Here is a 24,779-nt window from a genome sequence, read left to right on the forward strand (position 1 = left end):
TCCAGGAGCCGTCTCGCTGTCTAAAGCGGGTGGCTTTTTCAGGGGATTGGTTTTCTCCATTGTTCAAGCCAGTGCGGTTTTTTTTCTGTGCCTGCTAGGCCCAAACTCGGGCATCGCACTGAATGGACCTGAGGGGCTGTTTTGAAAAGGCTCTTTCAGCAGGCTGGAATGCACAGCGCCTGTGCCGCCCTGTCTGATGCGGGGCATGTCCTAAATTCGTGGCGCAGCGCAGCGCCAGACCCTATAAAAGGCCTGCAACTGTAGGCCTGCAACGCGCCCCCGGCCCATGTGTCCGGTGACTTCTGGGTGCAGCCCCAACTTCCACGTTTTTTTTATTTTCTTGCATTGGTGCGTCTGCACCTGCACCTGCTGTTTGCGCGCGCAGTCGTGTTCTGTGGGCACCCACTTGCTTGTAGATACAACGCTTATTTCGAGCGTGCTTAATAGAATTCAATGATTTCTTCGAAGTGATTACATTTGTTAATTTTTGTACGCCAATGTGGGTATTTAATTTCGATAAATAAGATAAACAATATCAACCGTATAAATCTGTTTTCCATTGCAAATAGTGGTTTACACAAGGGCCTAAGGGAAAAAATGAACACCGCTCAGTCTAGCCAAAATAGTTACAAAGTTCAGATCAAAAATGCGCAATCTGGTGCTCAGCAGGCATTTGACTTGCCTCAAGGCACAGCCGCTCCGCAAGGAGCCGTGCGCATCAAGGCCAAGGCGGGTGACAAGTACCAATTGGAGACTGTGTCGGCCGAGCGCAGGTCTGGACCAGAGCAGGTCAAGCTCAAGCGCGTGGGCCAACATTTGCAAGTCATTTTTGATGACGCCGAGCAAGCCAGTCTGATTGTTGAAGACTATTACAGTGTCATGCCAGAGGGGTACCGCGGGGTGATCGGACAGGCAGAAAACGGCAACTTGTATGACTATGTGGCCGAAGACTTGGCGTCCACGCCTGGTGGATCGACTTGGCCTGCGGATGGTCAGGAAATCAATGTGGTTCTGGGTGCTCAGGCTGCAGGCTCATCGGGTGCCGCTGTGGGTGTTGTGGCCATCAATCCTTTGTTGGCGGCTTTGGGTGTCGCTGGTGCGGCAGGTGCTGCGGCCGGAGGGAGCGCAACGTCAACACAAACCGTTCAACCAACCACGGTGGTCAATTTGGCCAGCAGCAGCGATACCGGTGTCGTGGGTGATCAGGTGACTCGAGATACCAAACCGGTGGTGACCGGCAAGACCGCGCCCGGAGCCGCCTTGGTGCTTGAGATCAAGAATGCCCTGAGCCAGGTGGTGGCCACCTACACGGCCACAGCCGATGCCAGTGGCAACTACAGCATCCCGGTCCAGCAAGCGCTGGTGGATGGTACCTACACACCGGTCCTCAAAGTCACGTCCACGGGGGCGGGCACCGTGGTCAGTACAGGCGCCGAATTCACCATTGATACGGTTGCACCGACCGTCATGCTCAGTACAGACAAAACAAGCTTGCTGGCCGGGCAGTCGGCCACTGTGACATTCACATTCAGCGAAGCCGTCAATGACTTCGCACTGGACGATGTGGCGGTGTCGGGTGGCACCCTGTCCAAGCTGGAAGGCAGTGGCAACCACTACACCGCCATCTTCACAGCCACAGCCACCGAGGTGGTGGTGGCCAGCATGACTGTGCAGACCCAGCGTTTCACCGATGTGGCGGGCAACGCCAACGCGTCGCTCAGCAATGCCGTACAGATCAAACTCAACGCTTCGGCCAACGCCAATGCTGTGCTTGACATTCTGGCGATCAGCGAGGACACGGGCAGCAGCAGTACCGACTTCATCACCCAAGACAATACTTTGACCTTTACAGGTTCGTTGGCTGGTTTTTCCAGCAACGGGGACCGTGTGCTGTTGGTACTCAAAAACGCGGCCAACGAAGTTCTTGCCAGCACGACTGTGGTGCCCACGGGTGACCGTTGGTCGTGGACCGATGCGGCGGTTCGCGACGATGGCCAATACAGTTTGCAAGCCACCTTGGTCGATGCACAAGGAAAGCCTGTGGTGGGTGACAACGGGTCGCCTTCGGTGCAGGATGCTCAGCGCATCACCATCGCCCATGTGACGGCAGCGGCCGACATGGTCACGGCCCAGGAAGCTGGTGGATCGCACAATGCTTTGCTCGGTATAACGCCCAGCGGCAAATTGTTGGCCAACGATCTGGGTGCCAACTTGGTGGTGCTTGATGTCGCAATGGCCGATGTGGGGGGCAAAGTCCCTGTGGGCACGGGCATCTTGCTCGATGGTCTTTACGGCCGCCTGAGCCTTCAGGCCGATGGCACTTACACCTACAAAGTAGACAATAACCTCACTGAGGTGCAAGCCCTGCATTCGCGCAGTGACACCTTGGTCGAGCAGTTTGTGTACACCGTCAAAGACGCTGTCTCGGGTGCACTCAGCAGCGCATTGTTGTCGGTGACTGTGCAAGGTCAGAATGACGCCCCAGACTTGCTTGTGCCATTGCGTGATGTGTCTTATGCCGTGGGTAAGTCCTTTTCCATCGGTGGTGTGGCCTCCAGCTTTACCGATGTCGACAGCAACGATGTCACCATTTTGAACGCCACGCTGGCCGATGGCGGTGCCTTACCTTCGTGGTTGATTTTCAATGCGTCGACGGGCAGTTTCAGTGGCTTGGCTCCGAGTGGTACCGCTGCACAAGTCCTGGACATTGTGGTCACCGCCACTGATTTTGCGGGCTTGAAGGTCTCGGACAGCTTTAGTCTGAGCATGTTGGCACAACCCCTGCCTAATGGTGGTTTGGCGCCGTGGGTCACTGTCCAGAACGATACCAACAACGATGGCAACATCAATGCCTCAGAAATCGGGTCTGCCAACAGTCTGAGTGTGAGGGTTGGTTTTGATCCTTCCAGTATGACTGCAGGCGATCGGGTGGTGGTCAGCAGCGGCAGCGCTTCGCAGACCCTGGTCATCAAGGAGGCCGACATTGCCAATGGCTATGTGCAAGCCAGCGTGGACAAACCCGCAGAGGGCGGTACCCTGAGCGTGACCGCACGTGTGCAGGATGGCAGTGGCAACAACAACACGGCTTGGGGCACCGACAGCGCGCTGCTCGATACCGTAGGCCCGGTTCTGCTCAGCTTGGACATGGACAAAACCACTCTCAAAATGGGTGAAACCGCCGTGGTGACCCTCCATTTCAGTGAAAAGGTCATGGGTCTGGAATTGGGTGATTTGACGGCGACCAGCGGCAAGCTCAGTCACCTGCTGAGCACCGATGGAGGTCAGACTTGGACGGTCACCTTCACCCCGACGACCGATCTGGAAGAAGCAAGCAACGTCATCACACTGAATGGCAATTACACCGACTGGGTGAACAACCCGGGCGCTAAAGGCGACGGCCCCAATTACCTGGTGGATACCAAGGCCCCAGTGTTCACCGTGCAACTGGACGATGCCAGCAACAGCGCATCCAAGACGGACCGCTTGACCAACGACGACACGCCCACCCTGACTGGCACTGGCACCGATGGCGACACCATTGAGGTGACCATGCCCGGCTCTAACGAAGTCCTCAAGGCTGTGGTTTCAGGCGGCGTCTGGCAGGTCACGCCCACACAAGCGATTGCCAGTGGCAGCGTCACGGCCATGGCCCAAGATGTGCACGGCAACACCAGCGCATCACAAACCTTGGCCTTGGCCATCGACACCATCATCGCCACCCCCGGCCTGAGCTTGGTATGCGACAGCGGCAGCAGTGCTGGCGATAAGGTCAGCAAGGACGCATCGCTCGCACTGAGCAAGCTCGAAACCGGTGCGCTGTTGGAGTACAGCACCAACAACGGCAGTTCTTGGACCTCCTCGTTTACACCCAAGGAGGGTGCCAACACCGTCAACGTGCGCCAGACCGATGCGGCAGGCAACGTGGCCGTCTCCAGCACTTTGAATTTCACGCTCGACACCACGGCCCCAGTGCCCACCTTGAGCGTCAGTCCCATTTCCGGCGACAACGCCATGGGTCCGTCCGACGCGCAATCGGCCACCACCAGCATCGTGGGCGTGGTCAACAATGCGCAAGACGGTGACAAAGTCAACGTTTACGTCCAGGGCAAAACCTTCACAGGGACCGTGGACGCCTCGGGTCATTACAGCGTCGAAGTGAACACCGCAGACCTGATCGCCGACTCTGACCGAAGCATCAGCGTGGTGGTGTTTGCCACAGACGCTGCAGGCAACACTGCCCAGGCATCGGTGGACCAGCTCTACAGCGTTGACATCACAGCCCCCACGGTGCAAAGCTTGGTGGTCAGTCAAACATCACTCAAGTCATCGGAGACGGCCACCGTCACCATCACCTTCAGCGAAAAAGTGACCGCTTTCGACCTGAGCGATATCAGCGCCGACAACGGCGTGCTGAGCAATCTCACGAGTAACGACGGGGGGCAGACCTGGCGTGCCACCTTCACGGCCAACGCCAACGTGGAAGACCTGACCAACGCGATCCAAGTGGGCTTGGCCTACACCGACTTGGCAGGCAACGCCGCCGTGGGTGGCCCAGGCAACATCAGCAGCAACTACGTCATTGACAACAAGGCCCCCACGGCCACGATCCAACTGGCCGACGAAGCCCTCAAGGCAGGAGAGACCACCACGCTGACCATCACCTTCAGCGAGAAGGTGGCCAACTTCAGCAACGCCGATGTCACCGTGGCCAACGGCAGCTTGGGCACGCTCAGCAGCACCGATGGCATCGTCTGGACCGGCACCTTCACGCCCAGCGTCAACCTCGAAGACGCGACTAACAGCATCACCTTGGCCAGCACCTACACCGACGTGGCAGGCAACGCAGTCCAAAGCGCCGACAGCGGCAACTACACCGTAGACACCAAGGCCCCCACGGCCAGCGTCACCCTCACGGACAACACCAATACGGCCATCACCAGCCTGACAGCCGGTCAAAGCGCCAAAGTCACCATCACCTTCAGCGAAGCGGTCAAAGACTTCAGCAACGCCGACGTCACCGCGCCCAGCGGCACGCTCAGCACCCTGGCCAGCACCGACGGCGGCACCACCTGGACGGCCACGTTCACGCCGAGCGCCAACGTCGAAGTCGCCGCCAACAGCATCAGCGTCAACCCCGGTGCTTACAGCGATCTCGCCTCCAACGCAGGCAGCGCAGCCTCCAGCGCCACCTACGCCGTCGACACCCAAGGCCCCACCGCCAGCATCAGCATCAGCGACAACGCCTTGACTGCCGGCGAGACCGCCCAAGTGACGATCAGCTTCAGTGAGAAAGTCACCGGCTTTGACAACAGCGACGTTGCTGTAGAAAACGGCACGCTCAGCACCCTGGCCACCACCGACGGCGGCAAAACCTGGACGGGCACCTTCACGCCCACCGCAGGCACGGCCGACGCCAGCAACCTGATGAGCGTGGCCAACAGCTACACCGACGTGGCGGGCAACCAAGGTGCCAGCACCGCAAGCGGCAACTACGCCATCGATTTGAAGGCCCCCACCGCCACCATCGCTTTGAGCGACAACGCCCTCAAAGCAGGCGAGAGCGCCACGGTCACCATCACCTTCAGCGAGAAAGTCAAAGACTTCAGCAACGCCGACATCACAGCCCCCAACGGAGCCCTGAGCAGCTTCACCGCCAGCGCAGACGGCCTGATCTGGACAGCCACCTTCACGCCAGCGGTGGACACCGAAGCGGCCAGCAACACATTGAGCCTGGGCACCGCCTACACCGACGAGGCGGGCAATGCAGGCACCACAGCGCAAGCCAGCTACGCAGTCGACACCAAAGCCCCGGTGTTCACCGTGCAACTGGACGACGCCAGCAACAGCGCGGCCAAGACCGACCGCCTCACCAACGACAGCACCCCCACCATCAGCGGCACGGGCACAACGGGCGACACCATCCAAGTGACCATGCCCGGCACACTGGAAGTGCTCAGCACCACCGTGGATGCAAACGGCAAGTGGAGCGTGACGCCCACTTTGGTGATCGCCAGCGGCAGCGTGAGCGTGACGGCCCAAGACGCAGCAGGCAACACCAGCCCGGCGCAAACCCTGGCTTTGGTGATTGACACAGCAGTGGCCACACCTACAGTGGCCCTGGTGTGCGACAGCGGCGCGAGCAGCAGCGACAAGATCAGCCAAAGCGGCGTGATCAACGTGAGCGGCCTGGAGGCCGGAGCCACCGTCGAGTACAGCACCAACGGTACAACGTGGGGCACGACCTTCACAGCCACTGAAGCCGCCAACACGGTGTACGTGCGCCAAACCGACACGGCAGGCAACGTCAGCAGCACAACCAGCCTGAGCTTCACCCTGGACACCACAGCGCCCACGCCCACCGTCAGCATCAACGCCATTGGCGGCGATGACGCCCTGAGCCCTGCGGACGCGGTGCAAACCCACACCGGCATCACCGGCAGCGTGACCGACGCCCGTGAAGGCGACCTGGTCAAAGTGCTGGTCAACGGCCAAACCTTCAGCGGCACCGTGGACGCCCTGGGCCACTACAGCGTCAGCGTGCCCACGACCGACCTGATCGCTGACCAAGGCTCAGAAATCGAAGTTGTCCTCATGGCCAGCGATGCGGCAGGCAACACCCACATGGTCTCGGACACCCGCGCCTACGCGGTGGACGTCACCGTGCCCACAGTGCAAAGCATCGTGCTGGACAAGAGCGCCCTCAAAGTGGGCGACAGCGCCACCGTCACCATCACCTTCAGCGAGAAAGTCAAAGCCTTTGACCTGTCGGACCTGACGGCCGACAACGCCGCGCTTAGCAACTTGGCCACCGCCGACAGCGGCCTGACCTGGACCGCCACACTCACACCGACGGCCAACATCGAAGACACCACCAACGTGGTCAAAGTGCTGGCCAACTACACCGACCTGTCGGACAACCTGGGCACCGCAGGCACCAGCGGCAACTACAGCGTGGAAACCCTGGCCCCCACAGCCACGATCCAACTGGCCGACGAAGCATTGAAGGCCGGAGAGACCACCACGCTGACCATCACCTTCAGCGAGAAAGTGGCCAACTTCAGCAACGCCGACGTCACCGTGGCCAACGGCAGCTTGGGCACGCTCAGCAGCACCGACGGCATCGTCTGGACCGGCACCTTCACGCCCAGCGTCAACCTCGAAGACGCCACCAACAGCATCACCCTGGCCAGCACCTACACCGACGTGGCCGGCAACGCAGGCCAAAGCGCAGCCAGCGGCAACTACAGCGTGGACACCAAGGCCCCCACGGCCAGCGTCACCCTGACCGATGGCACAAGCGCCAACACAGCCATCACCAGCCTGACCGCCGGTCAAAGCGCCCAAGTCACCATCACCTTCAGCGAAGCCGTCCAAGACTTCAGCAACGCCGACGTGACCGCGCCCAGCGGCACGCTCAGCACCCTGGCCAGCACCGACGGCGGCACCACCTGGACCGCGACGTTCACGCCCAGCGCCAACGTCGAAGTCGCTGCCAACAGCATCAGCGTCAACCCCGGTGCCTACAGCGATCTCGCCTCCAACGCAGGCAGCGCAGCCTCGAGCGCCACCTACGCCGTGGACACCCAAGGCCCCACCGCCAGCATCAGCATCAGCGACAACGCCTTGACTGCCGGCGAGACCGCCCAAGTGACGATCAGCTTCAGTGAGAAAGTCACCGGCTTTGACAACAGCGACGTTGCTGTAGAAAACGGCACGCTCAGCACATTGGCCACCACCGACGGCGGCAAGACCTGGACGGGCACCTTCACACCCACCGCAGGCACAGCCGACGCCAGCAACCTGATGAGCGTGGCCAACAGCTACACCGACGTGGCGGGCAACCAAGGCGCCAGCACCGCAAGCGGCAACTACGCCATTGACCTCAAAGCCCCCACGGCCACCATCGCCCTGAGTGACAACGCCCTCAAAGCAGGCGAGAGCGCCACGGTCACCATCACCTTCAGCGAGAAGGTCAAAGACTTCAGCAACGCGGACATCACGGCCCCCAACGGCACATTGAGCAGCTTCACCGCCAGCGCAGACGGCCTGATCTGGACAGCCACCTTCACACCAGCCGTGGACACCGAAGCGGCCAGCAACACCCTGAGCCTGGGCACCGCTTACACCGACGAAGCGGGCAATGCAGGCACCACAGCGCAAGCCAGCTACGCAGTCGACACCAAAGCCCCGGTGTTCACCGTGCAACTGGACGATGCCAGCAACAGCGCGGCCAAGACCGACCGCCTCACCAACGACAGCACCCCCACCATCAGCGGCACGGGCACAACAGGTGACATCATCCAAGTGACCATGCCCGGCACACTGGAAGTGCTCAGCACCACGGTGGATGCAAACGGCAAGTGGAGCGTGACGCCCACTTTGGTGATCGCCAGCGGCAACGTGAGCGTGACGGCCCAAGACGCGGCAGGCAACACCAGCCCGGCGCAAAGCCTGGCTTTGGTGATTGACACGGCTGTGGCCACCCCCACAGTGGCATTGGTGTGCGACAGCGGCACCAGCAGCAGCGACAAGATCAGCCAAAGCGGCGTGATCAACGTGAGCGGCTTGGAAGCGGGTGCCACGGTTGAGTACAGCATCAACGGCACAACATGGGGCACGACCTTCGCAGCCACAGAAGGCAGCAACACGGTCCAAGTGCGCCAGACGGACGCCGCAGGCAACGTGGCCACCTCGAATGCCTTCAACTTCACGCTGGACAGCCAGATGGGTGCCTTCACGGTGGCGCTCAGCTGCGACAGCGGCACGGCAGGCGACAAAGTCAGCCAAGACGCCAGCCTGCTCATCACCGGCGCCGAGGTCGGAGCCAACGTGGCCTACAGCACCGACGGCAGCACCTGGGACAGCACTTACGCGGCAGCCGAAGGCGTGAACAACGTCAAAGTGCGCGTGATGGACGCGGCAGGCAACCAACGCACACAAGACTACAGCTTCACCCTGGACAGCACAGCGCCCACCCCAGCCGTGCTCACCTTGGTGTGCGACAGCGGCAGCCAAGCGGGCGACAAACTCACCAACAACGGTGCCCTCAACGTGGTGGCCGAAGCCGGTGCCACGCTGGAGTACAGCACCAACGGAAGCACCTGGAACAGCACCTTTGCGGCCGCAGACGGCGCCAACACCGTCAGCGTGCGCGTGACCGACAAGGCGGGCAACGTCAGCAGCACCTCCAGCCTGAGCTTCACGCTGGACAAAACAGCGCCCGTGGCTGCCAGCGTCAGCCTGGTGTGCGACAGCGGCCTGACCGCCGTGGCCAACAACGACAAAATCAGCCACACCGGCACACTGGCGGTGCAAACAGCAGAAACCGCAGGGCTGATTGAATACAGCACCGACGGCCTGAGCTGGGCCGCCACCTTGGCCGCAGCCGAAGGCGTGAACAACGTCAAAGTGCGCGTGACCGATGCGGCAGGCAACCTGGGCGCGGTCACCGACTACGCCTTCACACTGGACACCCAAGCGCCTGCAGCGCCCGTATTGGGCCTGGTGTGCGACAGCGGCCTGTTGGGCAGCGACAAGATCACCCAAAACGGCGCATTCAGCGCCACCACAAGCGAAGTGGGCGCGACACTGCAATACAGCACAGACGGCGTGGCCTGGGGCAACACCTTTGTGGCGGCCGAAGGCAGCAACACCGTCAAGGCACGGGTGTTGGACGCCGCGGGCAACGCAGGCGCAGCCAGCACGCTGAGCTTCACGCTGGACACACTCATCAGCAAACCCAGCGTTGCGCTCAGCTGCGACAGTGGTGCCAGCAGCAGCGACAAGATCACCCGCAGCGGTGCGCTGAGCCTGAACAACGTGGACAGCGACGCCCAAGTGCAATACAGCACCGACGGCCAAAACTGGACCAGCAGCTTCACGGCGGTGGAGGGCAGCAACAGCGTGAGCGTCAAAGTGACGGACGCGGCAGGCAATGTGGCCACCTCGGACACCCTGGTGTTCCAGCTGCGCACGCTGGACGCGGCCTTCACACTGAAGCTGGACAACACCAGCAACAGCGGCAGCCAGACCGACTTGGTGACCAACGACGTGACCCCCACGATCAGCGGCACGGGCACCACAGGCGACATCATCCAGGTGACCATGCCCGGTACAGGCGAAGTGCTCAGCACCACGGTGGCGGCTGACGGCTCGTGGAGCGTGACACCCACGATGGACGTGGCCAGCGGCAGCGTGAGCGTGACGGCCACCAACGCAGCGGGCGTGGTGAGTGCGCCCAAGACACTGCCTTTGGTGATGGACACGGCCGTGGCCACACCTACAGTGGCCTTGGTGTGCGACAGCGGTTCAAGCAGCAGCGACAAGATCAGCCGAGACGGCAGCCTCGTGGTGGGCAACCTGGAAGCAGGCTCAACCGTCGAGTACAGCACCAACGGTACAACGTGGGGCACGACCTTCGCGGCTTCAGAAAACGCCAACACGGTGTACGTGCGCCAAACCGACACGGCAGGCAACGTCAGCAGCACAACCAGCCTGAGCTTCACCCTGGACACCGCCGCCAGTGCCTTCACCTTGGCCTTGGCCTGTGACAGCGGCACGGCGGGTGACAAGATCTCCAGCGTCGCCACACTGGCCTTGTCCGGCGTGGAAGCCGGTGCCGTGGTCAGTTACAGCACCAACGGTGGTACCACTTGGTCCAACACCTTTGCGGCCACCGAAGGCGCCAACACCGTCAGCGTGCGCACCACCGATGTGGCGGGCAACGAGCGCATTCAGGATCTGGCCTTCAGCTGGCTCAAAACCAAACCCTTGGCACCCGTGTTGACGTTGGTGTGCGACAGCGGTCTGTCGGGCAGTGACCTGATCACCAAGACCGATGCCTTGCACGTCATCACGGCGGTGGGCACCACTTTGCTCTACAGCACCGACGCCGCCACATGGACCAACACCTTCACCGCCATCGAAGGCGCCAACACGGTGTACGCCCGAGCGGTGGATGCAGCGGGCAATCTGAGTGACACCAGCGTTCTGGCTTTCACGCTCGACATCACCGCCCCCTTGCCGGTGACCATCAGCCTGACCTGCGACAGCGGCAGCAGCAACAGCGACAAAATCAGCCAAAACGGCACATTGGCCGTGAACACGTCCGAAACCGGCGGGTTCATTGAGTACAGCGTCAACGGCGGTGCCTGGGGCACCACCTTCACGGCGGCCGAAGGCCTCAACAGCGTCAAGGCACGCCTGACCGACACCGCTGGCAACGTCAGCAGCCTGACCACTTACAGCTTCACACTCGACACCGCCGCACCCGCAGCCCCCGTTTTGGCCTTGGTGTGCGACAGCGGCAGTCTGGGCGGCGACAAAGTCACCAACAACGGCGCGGTGAGTTCCACCACCCTCGAATCGGGTGCCAGTGTGCAGTACAGCCTGGACGGCAGCGCATGGGGCACCACTTTTGCGGCCGTGGAGGGCAGCAACACGGTCAAGTCGCGTGTGGTCGATGCCGCAGGCAACGAAGGGGCCGTCTCGACTCTGAGTTTCACTTTGGATACGCAGGTGTCCAAGCCCACCGTCAGCCTGGTGTCTGACACCGGTTTGGCCGGTGACAAGATCACCGCCAATGGCCAATTCACCGTGTCCGGTGCCGATGTCGGGACGGTGCTCAGCTACAGCACCAACGGCACGGTCTGGTCGAACACCTTCATGGCCACTGAAGGCACCAACGCCCTGTATGTTCGCGCCACCGATGTGGCAGGCAACAGCGCCGTGTCCGACGTCTTCAACTTTGTGCTCAACACCCAAAGCAACAACCTGACCGCCACACTGGCCTCGACCAGCAACAGCGGCAGCTTGTTGGACCTGGTCACCAACGACGACACCCCCACCATCAGTGGCACAGGGTCGGCAGGTGACCGCGTACAGGTGACCATGCCTGGCACGGGCGAAGTCCTGAGCGCCACCGTGGACGCCAGCGGCCAGTGGAGCGTGACCCCCCTGACCGCCATCGCTTCGGGCGATGTGTCGGTGCTCTACACCGGCCCATCGACCTCGTCCACCAGGACCTTGGCCTTGGTCATTGACAAAACCATTGCCACCCCCGGCCTGAGCCTGGCCTGCGACAGTGGCAGCAGTGCCAGCGACAAGATCAGCAACAGCGCCAGCTTCACGGTGAGCAACCAGGAATCGGGTGCCACGCTGGAATACAGCACCAACGGCAGCGCCTGGAGCACCACGTTCACGCCCACCGAAGGGGCCAACACGGTGTTCGTGCGCCAGACCGACGCCGCAGGCAATATGGCCACCTCCAGCGTGCTGAACTTCACGCTCGACACCACGGCTCCCACACCCACCTTGACGGTCAGCCCGGTGGCGGGTGACGACGCCATTGGCCCGGTCGATGCACAGGCGCTCACGACCACCATTGAAGGTGCGGTGACCAACGCCCGCGAAGGCGACAAAGTCAGCGTGTTTGCACGCGGCAAGACCTTCACCAGCACCGTGGACGCTTCGGGCCACTACAGCGTCGACGTGACCACCGCCGACCTGGTGGCCGACTCCGACAAGACCCTCAGCGTGGTGGTGTATGCCACCGACGCTGCGGGCAACACACAGACGGGGTCGATCAACCACAGCTACACCGTGGACACCGCAGCACCCACCGTGCAAAGCTTGTCCATCAACAAGGCCAGCCTCAAGGCGGGCGATACGGCCACCGTCACCATCACGCTCAGCGAGAAAGTGATTGGCTTTGACCTGAGCGACCTGAGCGCCGACAACGGCGTGCTGAGCAACCTGGCCACCAGCGACAGCGGTCAGACCTGGAGCGCCACCTTCACCGCCAACGCCAATGTCGAAGACAGCACCAACGTGGTCCAAGTGGGCACGGCCTTCACCGACATCTCGGGCAACGGCGCACTCAGCTCTGCCAGCAACACCAGCAACAATTACGCCATCGACAGCAAGGCCCCCACGGCCACCATCCAGCTGGCCAACGAAGCCCTCAAGGCCGGTCAATCGACGGTTCTGACGATCACCTTCAGCGAGAAAGTGGCCGACTTCAGCAACGCCGACGTCACCGTGGCCAACGGCAGCCTGGGCACCTTGAGCAGCGCCGATGACGGCAAGACCTGGACCGGCACCTTCACACCAACAGCCAATCTGGAAGATGCGACCAACGTCATCACCCTGGCCAACACCTACACCGACTTGGCGGGTAACACGGGCAGCACCGGTGCCAGCGGCAACTACACCCTCGACACCCTGGCTCCCACTGCCTTGGTGAGTCTGAAAGACGGGCAGGGTGCCAGCATCACCAGCCTGACCACCGGCCAAAGCGCCAGCGTCACCATCACCTTCAACGAAGCCGTCAAGGACTTCAGCAATGCCGATGTGACCGCCCCCAACGGCACCCTCAGCACCCTGACCAGCACCGACGGTGGCAAAACCTGGGCCGGCACCTTCACCGCCAGCAATGCCACAGAGTCCGCTGTCAACGCCGTCACGGTCAATGCAGGCGGCTACAGCGATTTGGCGGGCAACCTGGGCGGCACGGCTGCCAGCGGCAACTACGCCGTGGACACCCAAGGCCCCACCGCCACCATCACCCTGAGCGACAGCACCCTGACCGCCGGTGAAACCGCGCAAGTCACGATCAGCTTCAACGAAAAGGTCAAGGACTTCGACAACACCGACGTCACGGTGCAAAACGGCACTTTGGGCACCCTGGCCACCACCGACGGTGGCAAGACTTGGGTGAGCACCTTCACCCCTACCAATGGGGTTCAGGCGGCCAGCAACACCGTCAGCATCACCAATGCCTACACCGACCTGGTAGGCAACCAAGGCAGCAGCCAGACCAGCGCCAACTACAGCGTGGACCGCAAGGCCCCCACCGCCACCATCAGCCTGAGCGATACCGCTTTGCAGGCCGGTGAAACCGCGACGGTGACCATCACCTTCTCGGAAAAGGTGAGCAGTTTCACCAATGCCGACGTGACGGCAGAAAACGGTACGCTGAACACCTTTGCCAGCACCGACGGCATCACTTGGACTGCCCAGTTCACCCCGAGCGCCAGCACCCAGGTGGCTGTGAACACCCTGAGCCTGGCCACCAGCTACACCGACGAAGCGGGCAACACCGGCACCGCCGCCAGCGCCGTGTATGCCGTGGACACCCGCGCCCCCGCATTTGTGGCCAAGCTGGACGTCAGCAGCAACTCGGGTGCCAGCACCGACCTCATCACCAACGACGACACGCCCACCATCAGCGGCACCGGCACCGCCGGTGACCGCATCGAAGTGACGATGCCCGGCACCAACGAGCTGCTGTCCACCGTGGTGGGCAGCGATGGCAACTGGACCGTCACGCCCACCCAGGCGATCAGCAGTGGCAACGTCAGCATCGTGGCCAAGAACCCCTCGAACGTGAGCTCCTTGCCCCAGTTGCTGGCCCTGACCATTGACAAAACCATTGCCACCCCGGGCCTGAGCCTGGCCTGCGACAGCGGCAACAGTGCCAGCGACAAGGTCAGCAACAGCGCCAGCCTCACACTCAGTGGCATTGAAACCGGTGCAGTGGTCGAGTACAGCACCAACGGCAGCGTGTGGGGGACCACCTTCACCGCCACCGAAGGCGTCAACACCGTCCGCGTGCGCCAGACCGATGCCGCAGGCAATGTGGCCACCTCCAGCGTGCTGAATTTCACACTCGACACCACGGCACCCAGCCCTGTGGTCACCGTCAGCCCCATTGCGGGCGACAACGCCATTGGCCCGGTGGACGCTCAAGCCACCACCACCGCCATCGTGGGCACCGTGACCAACGCACTGGCCGGTGACAAAGTCAGTGTGTTTGTGCACGGCCAGACCTTCACTGGCACCGTGGACGCCTCGGGCCACTACAGCGTCGAGGTCACCACCGCCAACCTGGTGGCCGACTCCGACAAGAGCATCAGCGTGGTGGTGGATGCCACCGACGCGGCTGGCAACACCAAAACCGGCGTGGCCGACCACAGCTACAGCGTGGACACCGATGCGCCCACGGTGCAAAGCCTGTCCATCAGCAAGCCTGCCCTCAAGGCGGGCGATACGGCCACGGTCACCATCACCTTCAGTGAAAAAGTGACGGCCTTTGACCTGAGCGACATCAGCGCCGACAACGGCGTGCTGAGCAACCTGGCCACCAGCGACAGCGGTCAGACCTGGAGCGCCACCTTCACTGCCAACGCCAATGTCGAAGACACCACCAACGTGGTCCAGGTGGGCACCGCCTTCACCGACCTGGCGGGCAACGCAGCCATCAGCAGCGCCAACAACACCAGCAGCAACTACGTGATCGACAGCAAGGCCCCCACGGCCACGATCAAACTGGCCAACGAAGCCCTTAAGGCGGGTGACTCGACCACGCTGACCATCACCTTCACTGAAAAAGTGGCCGACTTCAGCAACACCGACGTGACCGTGGCCAACGGCAGCTTGGGCACCTTGTCCAGCGCCGACGGCGGCATCACCTGGACCGGCACCTTCACGCCCACAGCCAACCTGGAAGACGTCACCAACGTCATCACCCTGGCCAACACCTACACCGACCTGGCGGGCAACACCGGCAGCACCGGCACCAGCGGCAACTACACCATCGACACCCAGGCACCTTCTGCCAGCGTGACGCTCAAGGACGGGCAGGGCGGCAGCATCACCAGCCTGACCGCAGGCCAAAGCGCCAACGTGACCATCACCTTCAACGAAGCCGTCAAGGACTTCAGCAACGCCGACGTCAGCGCCCCCAACGGCACCCTGAGCACCCTGAGCAGCGCCGATGGCGGCAAAACATGGACGGCCACTTTCACGGCCACCAGCGCCCTTGAAGCAGGCGCCAACGGCATCACCGTCAACGCCGGCGGCTACAGCGACCTGGCCGGTAACCTGGGCGGTACCGCCGCCAGTGGCAACTACGCCGTGGACACCCAAGGCCCCACCGCCACCATCGGCCTGAGCGACACCGCCCTCACAGCGGGTGAAACCGCTGTGGTGACCATCAGCTTCAGCGAGAAGGTCAAGGACTTCGACAACACCGATGTCACGGTGCAAAACGGCACCCTCAGCACCCTGGCCACCACCGACGGTGGCAAGACCTGGGTGGGCACTTTCACGCCCGACGCCGGTGTGGTCGATGCGACCAACACCATCAGCCTGTCCGCCGCTTACACCGACTTGGTGGGCAACCAGGGCAGCAGCGCCACCAGCGTCAACTACGCCATCGACCGCCAGGCCCCTACGGCCAGCATCGCCATCAGCGACACCGCACTCAAAGTGGGTGAGTCCGCCACTGTGACCGTGACGTTCAGTGAAAAAGTGCTGGGCTTCAGCAAAGCCGACATCGGTGCCCCCAACGGCAGCCTGACCGACTTTGTGGCCAGCACCGATGGCCTGGTCTGGACCGCCACCTTCACCCCGGCTCAGGGTGTGGAGTCGGCCAGCAACAGCCTGAGCCTGGCCACCAGCTACACCGACGAGGCCGGCAACACCGGCACCGCCGCCAGCGCCAGCTATGCGGTGGACACCTTGGCACCCAGTTTCACAGTGCAGTTGGCCACGTCCAGCAACAGCGGCAGCACCGCCGACCTGGTCACCAGCGACGACACCCCCACTTTGAGTGGTACCGGCAGCAACGGTGACCAGATCAAGGTCACCCTGCCCGGCACCAACGAGGTGCTGACCACCGTGGTGGCTGCAGGCGTGTGGTCGGTCACGGCGCAGCAAGCCATGGCCAGCGGCACCGTCAGCGTGGTTGCCACCGATGCTGCGGGCAACACCAGCGCCGCGCAGACCCTGACCTTGACCATTGACAAGTCCGTGGCCACGCCCACCTTGAGCCTGACTTGCGACAGCGGCTTCAGCAGCAGCGACAAGATCTCCAACCAGGGGGCCATCACCACCGGCAACCTGGAAAGCGGGGCTTTGCTGGAGTACAGCACCGACGGCAGCACTTGGGCTGCGACTTTTGCCGCCACCGAAGGCAGCAACACCCTCATGGCCCGCCAGACCGATGTGGCTGGCAACGTCAGCGCCAACGCCAGCCTGAGCTTCACCTTGGACACCAGCAAGGCCACCTCGGTGTTCACCATCGACGATGTCACCTCGGGCAACACCCTCAACCTGAGCGAATCGGGCCAGACCACCACCCTGGTCACCGGTCGTGCCACCAACGCCCGCGAAGGCGACACGGTGGAGTTGATGATCAACAACACCCCTTACACCGGCACCCTGGACAGCGCTCTGGCTTTCAGCATCGCGGTCGATACCGCCGACCTGATGGCCGATGGCGACACCAAGATCGCCGCCAAGCTGCTGGGTTCGGACACGGCTGGCAACAACGACGTCACCAACCAGACCAAAACCTACAGCATCGACACCACACCGTCGAGCTTTGCCATGGCCTTGGGCACGTCCAGCAACAGCGGCGTGAGCAACGACCTGATCACCAGCGACACCACCCCGACGGTGGTGGGCTTGGGCACGGCCGATGACACCCTCATCGTCACCTTCCAAAGCACGGGCGAGATCCTCTCGACCGTGGTGGCCGCGGACGGCAGCTGGTCGGTCACCCCCACGCTGGGCCTGTTTGACGGCAACCGCACCGTGAGCGCCGTGGTCAAAGACCCGGCGGGCAACGTCAGCAGTGCACAGACCCTGACCCTGACCATTGACACCAGCACCAGCAAGCCTGTCTTTACACTGGCTTGCGATTCAGGCAACTCCGCATCCGACCTGATCACCAAACAAGCGGGCCTGAGCGCCATCACCGGCATCGAGACCGGTGCCACTGTCGATTACAAAGTCGACAGCGGTAACTTTGGCTCCAGCTACACCGCGCCCAGCACCAACGGCGTGCACACCGTGGTGGTGCGCAGCACCGACGTGGCTGGCAACGTGTCCACCGAGAGCCTGACCTTCACCCTTGACCTGGAAGCGCCCCTCAAGCCCGCGATTTCACTGGTTTGCGACACCGGCACCTTCAGCGCCGACAAGGTCACTTACACCAGCGAAATCAAGCTGGACAAGACCTACGCCCCGACCGACACGGTGGAATACCGCTACAGCAAAGACTCTGGCGTCACGTTCACCGCTTATGACAGCTTGTTCTTGCCCACCACCAGTGGCACGTACCTGGTCCAAGCCCGTGTGTCCGACGTGGTGGGCAACCAGGTGGTCAGTGACATCTTCACCTTCAACTACGACATCACCGCGCCCAACGCGCCCGTGGTGGCTCTGTACGACGACAACGGTGTTGACCCTGCCGACAAGAAAACCAACAACCCGACCTTGGTCATCACCGGCGGCAACACCGGCGTGGGCGACGTTTACCAGTACAGCATTGACGGCGGCATCAACTGGACCGGCTCTTTCAATGCCCAGACCGGCCCCAACAACCTGTTGGTGCGCATCAAGGACCTGGCCGGCAACAACAGCAATGCCACCGCCTTCAGCTTTGACTACAACAACGCGGCGCTGGCACCCACCGTGGTGTTGCAAATGGATTCGGGTTACAGCAGCAGCGACAAGCTGACCAACGTGACGGCCGTCGGCGTGACCGATGCCGCCTCGACCGACACCTTCGAGTTCAGTCTGGACGGCTTCACCTGGACCAGCAGCTACGCTGCACCCACGGTGGACGGTGCCTACGGCCTGCGTGTGCGCCGCATCGACGAGTTTGGCAACATCAGCCCCAACACCACGCTCAGCTTTGTGCGCGACACCACCGCTGCAGCCATCAGCAGCGTCACCAGCACCAGCCCCAACGCGGCTTACGACATCCTCACGGCCTCGGGCGGCTTTGGTGTGGGCGACACCCTGAACGTCACCATCAACCTGAACGAAGCGGTGGTGGCGGGCTCCTACATGATCGTCAAGTTCGACACCGGCCAGAAGGTGGTGGTCACTGCTGCGGCCAACGGCTCCACACTCACAGGCGTCTACACCGTCGGCTCCAACGAATCGACCACCGACCTGAACGTGGTCGACATCGTCAAGGTGGCGCTGACCGATTTGGCCGGAAATGCCTCGACCACGGCGACCATTCCCAGTCTGTCCAACTTTGGGGACAACAAAGACATCTCGATCCGTTGGGGCCTGATGGGCACCAGTGGCAATGACCAGATCAACGCCCTGACCCGTGGCACCGGCACCAACGACGATTACAACGGTTTGCAAGGATCGGACACGCTGGATTACAGCGCCTCGGCCTTGGGCTTCAGCCTGAGCCTGGCCGCTGGCGTGGCCAGCGGTGGCGACATCGGCATCGACAGCATTGTCGGTTTTGAAAACGTCATGGGCGGTGCGGGCAACGACACCTTGGTGGGCGATGCACAGGCCAACATTTTGTCCGGCGGCGCAGGCAACGACAGCCTGGACGGCGGCTTGGGCAACGACACCCTCATTGGTGGCCTGGGCAACGACAGCGTGGACGGCGGCGGCGGCATCGACTGGATGGATTACAGCGCGGCATCGGGGGCGGTGATCGGCACCCTGACCGGTGCGAGCGACGCAATCTTCACCGATGGCGATGGTGGCACGGCAGAAAAACTGCGCAACATTGAAAACATTGCGGGCAGCGCCGCCAACGACAACATCGGCGGCGACGGCTCGGACAACATCTTGCTGGGCGCTGCAGGCAGCGACACCTTGTTAGGTGGCGCAGGCAACGACTCGCTGGATGGCGGCACCGGCAATGACTCTTTGGACGGTGGCTCTGGCAACGACACGCTCAACGGTGGCATCGGAGACGACTATCTGATTGGGGGCACCAACATCGATTGGGCCGACTACAGCGCAGCGCCCAGCGGCCTGAACCTGAACCTGGCCACCTCGATCGCTGCAGACGGCAGCGGCGGTGTGGACACCCTCTCGCAAATTGAAAACGTCATGGGCACCGCCTATGCTGACGTGATGGTGGGCGATGCGGCCGACAACCGTTTGGTGGGCGGCGCGGGCGACGACACTTTGCAAGGTGGCCAAGGCAGCGACACCTTGGAAGGCGGCGCGGGCAACGACTGGGCGGTGTATTCGGAAAACAACCTCGGCGTCACGGTGGACCTGGTGGCGGGCACCGCCACCGGCAACGCGGGCAACGACCTGCTCAGCGCGATTGAAAACGTCATGGGCGGCGCGTCCAACGACTACCTGGGCGGTGATGCACTGGCCAACATCCTGAACGGTGGCCTGGGCAACGACACCCTGAACGGCGGCGCGGGCAACAACACCCTGATCGGTGGCGGCGGTGCCGACCTGATCGTGGGCGGCTCGGACAACGACAGCATCGTGACCAGCGCGGGCAGCCAGGTGATTGCGGGTGCAGGCAATGACACCATTGCATTCGAGAACATTGGGCAGGACTTCACCAACGTCTCCATCGACGGTGGCATGGGCACCGATGTTTTGCGCCTGACCGGCTTCAACCAGACCTTCAACGTCTATGGCCTCAATGGTGCCAGTGCCCATGTGGCCGCGCCCATCAGCAAGATCGAGGTGATTGACCTGGGCAACGGCCTGAACCAGTTGAACCTGTCGGATTCGCTGGAGACCATCGAGAACCTCGTCAATGGCGCGGGCACGGCTTCTTTGCTGCGCATCGACGGCGACAACGGCAAAGTGTTTTTGGCGGCCGGTTGGTCGTCCATGGGCACTGGCACCACCACAGTGATTGGCGGCGCGACCTACGACCTGTACGCCAACGCCGTGGTCTCGGGCAATGACACCTTGGCCGTCAAGCAAGGCATCGAGGTCACTTACCCGACCACCCTGACCCCGAGCAACGACAACTACTCGGGCGACGAAAAGTCCAACTTCATCGATGCCATGTCGGGCAACGACAGCATCAATGGCTTGGGCGGGGACGACACCATCCGTGGTGGCACCGGCAACGACACCCTGGACGGCGGTGCAGGCAACGACTGGTTGGACTTCGGTGATGCCAGTCTGGGCACCGCATCGGTCAGCGTGAACTTGACGACCGGCGCATTCACCAGCACCGTTTTGGGCACCGATGTGGTGACCAATTTTGAGAACGTTGTCGGCGGTGCAGGCAACGACACCGTGGTCGGCACCACAGCCGACAATTGGATCAAAGGCGGCGCAGGCAACGACTCGATCCTGGCGGGTACGGGCAACGACACTTTGACCGGTGGCGTGGGCAACGACTGGCTGGACGGCGAAGCCGGCACAGCCGACTGGGCCGATTATTCCAACGCCAGCGGCGGTGTGACCGTGTCCCTGAGCAGTGCCACACCCGGCTCGGCCACCACCTCGGGTGCCGATGGTGTGGACACCTTGCGCGGCATCGAAAACCTCATGGGCGGCACTGGCGCGGACAACCTGGTGGGCGACGGCAATGCCAACTACCTGATCGGTGGTCTGGGCTCTGACACCTTGCAGGCCATTGGCGGCAACGACACCTTGTATGGCCAGGACGGCGACGACAGCCTGGTGGGCGGCGCAGGTGCCGATTTGTTCCAGGCCGAACTGGGCAACGACACCTACACCGGTGGCGACACTGGCAACGCTGGCCCCGCCGACACCTTGGACCTGAGTGCCTACAACGGCAACTACTCGGTGCTGGGCACCACCCAGACCGACCTGACCATTTCGGGCGGCAGCACCGGCATCGACCGGGCCAGCTACATCGATGTATGGAAGTTTGGCAATGGCAACATCACCTTCAATAACCTCACCAGCCTGGGCAACACCACCTGGAACGAAACCGTCATCACCGGCAGCGGCAACGACTCGATCTGGACGGGCAACGGCAAGGATTACATCCTGGCAGGGGCAGGCAACGACACGGTCAACGGCAGTGTGACGGGCACGGTGGACACGGCTGACCTGGACACCATGGACGGTGGCCCCGGCGAGGACTGGTTGTCGTACCAATCCCAAGGTTATTCGGTTTATGTGTCTTTGGACGGTGGCTCCACCTCTTGGCAGACGGTGACCCTTGCGGGCAGTGGCAGCTACATCGATTACGTCAAAGGCTTTGAGCACATCATCACCGATGCGGGGGCCGACAAGATCTGGGGCGGCAGCGGCAACTCGTCCATTCTGGCCGGTGCCGGTGCCGACTATGTGAGCGACTTGCAAGGCGACAACTACATCGACGTGGGCAAGGACTGGCGTGGCAGCAACGACGGTGCCACCGATACGGTGGTGGCTGGTTCTGGTAATGACACGATTTACACCGGTGGTGGCGTATTTGAATCTGTTAACGCAGGCGACGGTAACAACTTGGTGGATGTAACCGGCTCAACCGGTTATGGCGACACCATCACCAGCGGTGCTGGCAATGACACCATCGTGGGGTTTACGGGTACCAATTACAACCGTACATATTCGAGTTACTACGCAAACATGTATGGCAACGGTTATGCGGGCTATTACTACATCCCCGGATTTGTGAATGCTGGCGATGGCAACAACTACATCAAGAGTTCTTCTGCTTCTGCAACCTTGGCGGAGAGTGTGATTACAGGTTCTGGAAATGATTACATCGATGTAACCGGGGGGCGTTTGGATGAATATGCATCTGACACCGTTTTTTCTGGTGCTGGCAATGACACGATTTATGTGGGTGGCGGGTATGCATACAATCCGACCACAGGTTTGCCCAGCGAATTGCAAGTGGTAGATGCCGGGGATGGGGATGACCAAGTATTTGCGTTTTATTCGTCATCCGGTGGCAGCAACAACTCGAACTCGATCATCGGCGGCGCAGGCAACGACACCTTGTCATCCACCGGCGGCAGCACCAACGTCATGGACGGCGGTTTGGGCAACGACTCGATGGTCGGCGGCACGGGTTCTGACACCATGATCGGTGGCGCGGGCAACGACACGATTGCCGTGTTCTCGGGCACCGACACGGTGGATGCAGGGGACGGCAATGACGTGGTCACCTCTTCGGGCTACGGCACTTTGCGTGGTGGCGCGGGTGACGACCAGTTGATCCATGCCTCCACCACGACCTACATCAACCTCTTGGGCGAAGCGGGCAACGACACCCTGATTTCGGGCTCCGGTGCAGACTCTCTGGACGGTGGCAGCGGCAACGACAGCCTGTTCAGCGCTGCAGGTGCCGACACCTTCCGGGGTGGCGATGGGGATGACACCTTGGGCTTCGGCGGCGGCGCTCGGGTCTTTGGCGACGCGGGCAATGACCGCATCGTCAGCAATGGCGGACCTGCCTCGTCCACGGTCTGGGGCGGCGCTGCTGACGATTACATCGACATGCGTGCCGACACTTTGGGCGACACCATCATGGGTGACGATGTCTCGGTGCTGGCCACCGACGGCAAAGACACGATTTATGCAGGCTCAGCCGCGGACAGCATCCTTTCAGGTGGCGGCGACGACTTCGTGTCCGCAGGCGGGGGGGCCGACAACGTGTCTGGTGGTGACGGCAACGACTACCTGATGGGCGATGGCGGCAACGACAGCATGGACGGTGGTCTGGGCGATGACCGCCTGGACGGCGGTGTGGGCAACGACACCTTGCTGGGTGGCGCAGGCAGCGACACCATCACCATGGGCGATGGTGCCAACTATGTGCAGGGGGGCACGGGTTCAGACTTGTTTGTCTACGACGCCACTTGGGCGGCAGACAGCATGGCCGACACGGTGGACGGGGGCACTGGTATTGACGCGGTGTATTTCACCGGTGCCAACCAGGCGCTGGACTTGACTTCTCCAACCTTGCACTTGAATGCCAACTGGCTGTCTGTTGAGCGCATCGACTTGACCGGCACAGGCAACAACACCTTGAAGCTGCACGCTCAGGATGTGCTGGACTTGACCGACATGACGGCGGCCACGGCTGTGCTGATGATCGATGGCAACACAGGAGATGCGATCGACATGTCGGCCTTCGGTTTGGGTGTGGGTACGCTCAACGCGTTGAACAAACCGACATCGGCCAAGAGCATCAGCTTGGACTTCAACGGCAACGGTACGTTTGATGTGGGTGAAACAGCCACTTCAGACGCCACGGGTCTGATCACCTTCAACAATGGTTTCCGGGGCAGCCAGACTTATCAGATTTGGCAAGCAGGCAGCTCCAACGCGACCTTCACCGGCATGATGATGCTGGTGGACACGGACATCGTCTTCACCGGTATTTGACAGAAGCCCATCCCTTGGCCATGGGTGTGGCCACGCCCACGCCCTGCCAACCATCGCCCACAGGGGTGGGCTCCTACGATCTTTTGCGTGCCCCGCCCAAGGGGAGATCCGTTGCTCGCAAGGGCTTGTGCAAAAGCCAATGCCTGGTTTTTGTAGGAGCTCACCCCGTGGGCGATGGGCGTGGCACACGCCCTGTCAACCATCGCCCACAGGGGTAGGCCCCTACGAGCTTTTGCGTGCCCCGACCAATGGGAGATCCGTTGCTCGCAAGCGTTTGCGCAAAAGCAAAAGCCAATGCCTGGTTTTTGTAGGAGCCCACCCCGTGGGCGATGGGCGTGGCACACGCCCTGCCAACCATCGCCCACAGGGGTGGGCCCCTACGAGCTTTTGCGTGCCCCGCCCAAGGGGAGATCCGTTGCTCGCAAGCGTTTGCGCAAAAGCAAAAGCCAATGCCTGGTTTTTTGTAGAAGCGCACCCCGTGGGCGATGGGCGTGGCACACGCCCTGCCAACCATCGCCCACAGGGGTGGGCCCCTACGAGCTTTTGCGTGCCCCGCCCAAGGGGAGATCCGTTGCTCGCAAGCGTTTGCGCAAAAGCAAAAGCCAATGCCTGGTTTTTGTAGGAGCCCACCCCGTGGGCGATGGGCGTGGCAC

At 62.0% G+C, this 24,779-nt stretch carries 1 protein-coding gene; it reads left to right on the top strand.

Annotation, left to right across the window (positions count from 1 at the left end; translation table 11 throughout):
* Positions 1–597 precede the first annotated feature (597 nt).
* Positions 598–24,126, top strand: coding sequence for an Ig-like domain-containing protein (locus tag B9Z52_RS17775; RefSeq protein ID WP_158270478.1), 23,529 nt, complete (start codon positions 598–600; stop codon positions 24,124–24,126).
* The last annotated feature ends 653 nt before the right edge of the window (positions 24,127–24,779 follow it).

The organism is Limnohabitans sp. Jir72, assembly GCF_003063575.1.
In the GTDB taxonomy this organism is placed as follows: Bacteria; Pseudomonadota; Gammaproteobacteria; order Burkholderiales; family Burkholderiaceae_C; genus Limnohabitans_A.

Bases quoted from the DNA above. Each gene is read 5' to 3' on its own strand.
- B9Z52_RS17775 (WP_158270478.1), top strand. From the start codon at position 598: ATGAACACCGCTCAGTCTAGCCAAAATAGTTACAAAGTTCAGATCAAA.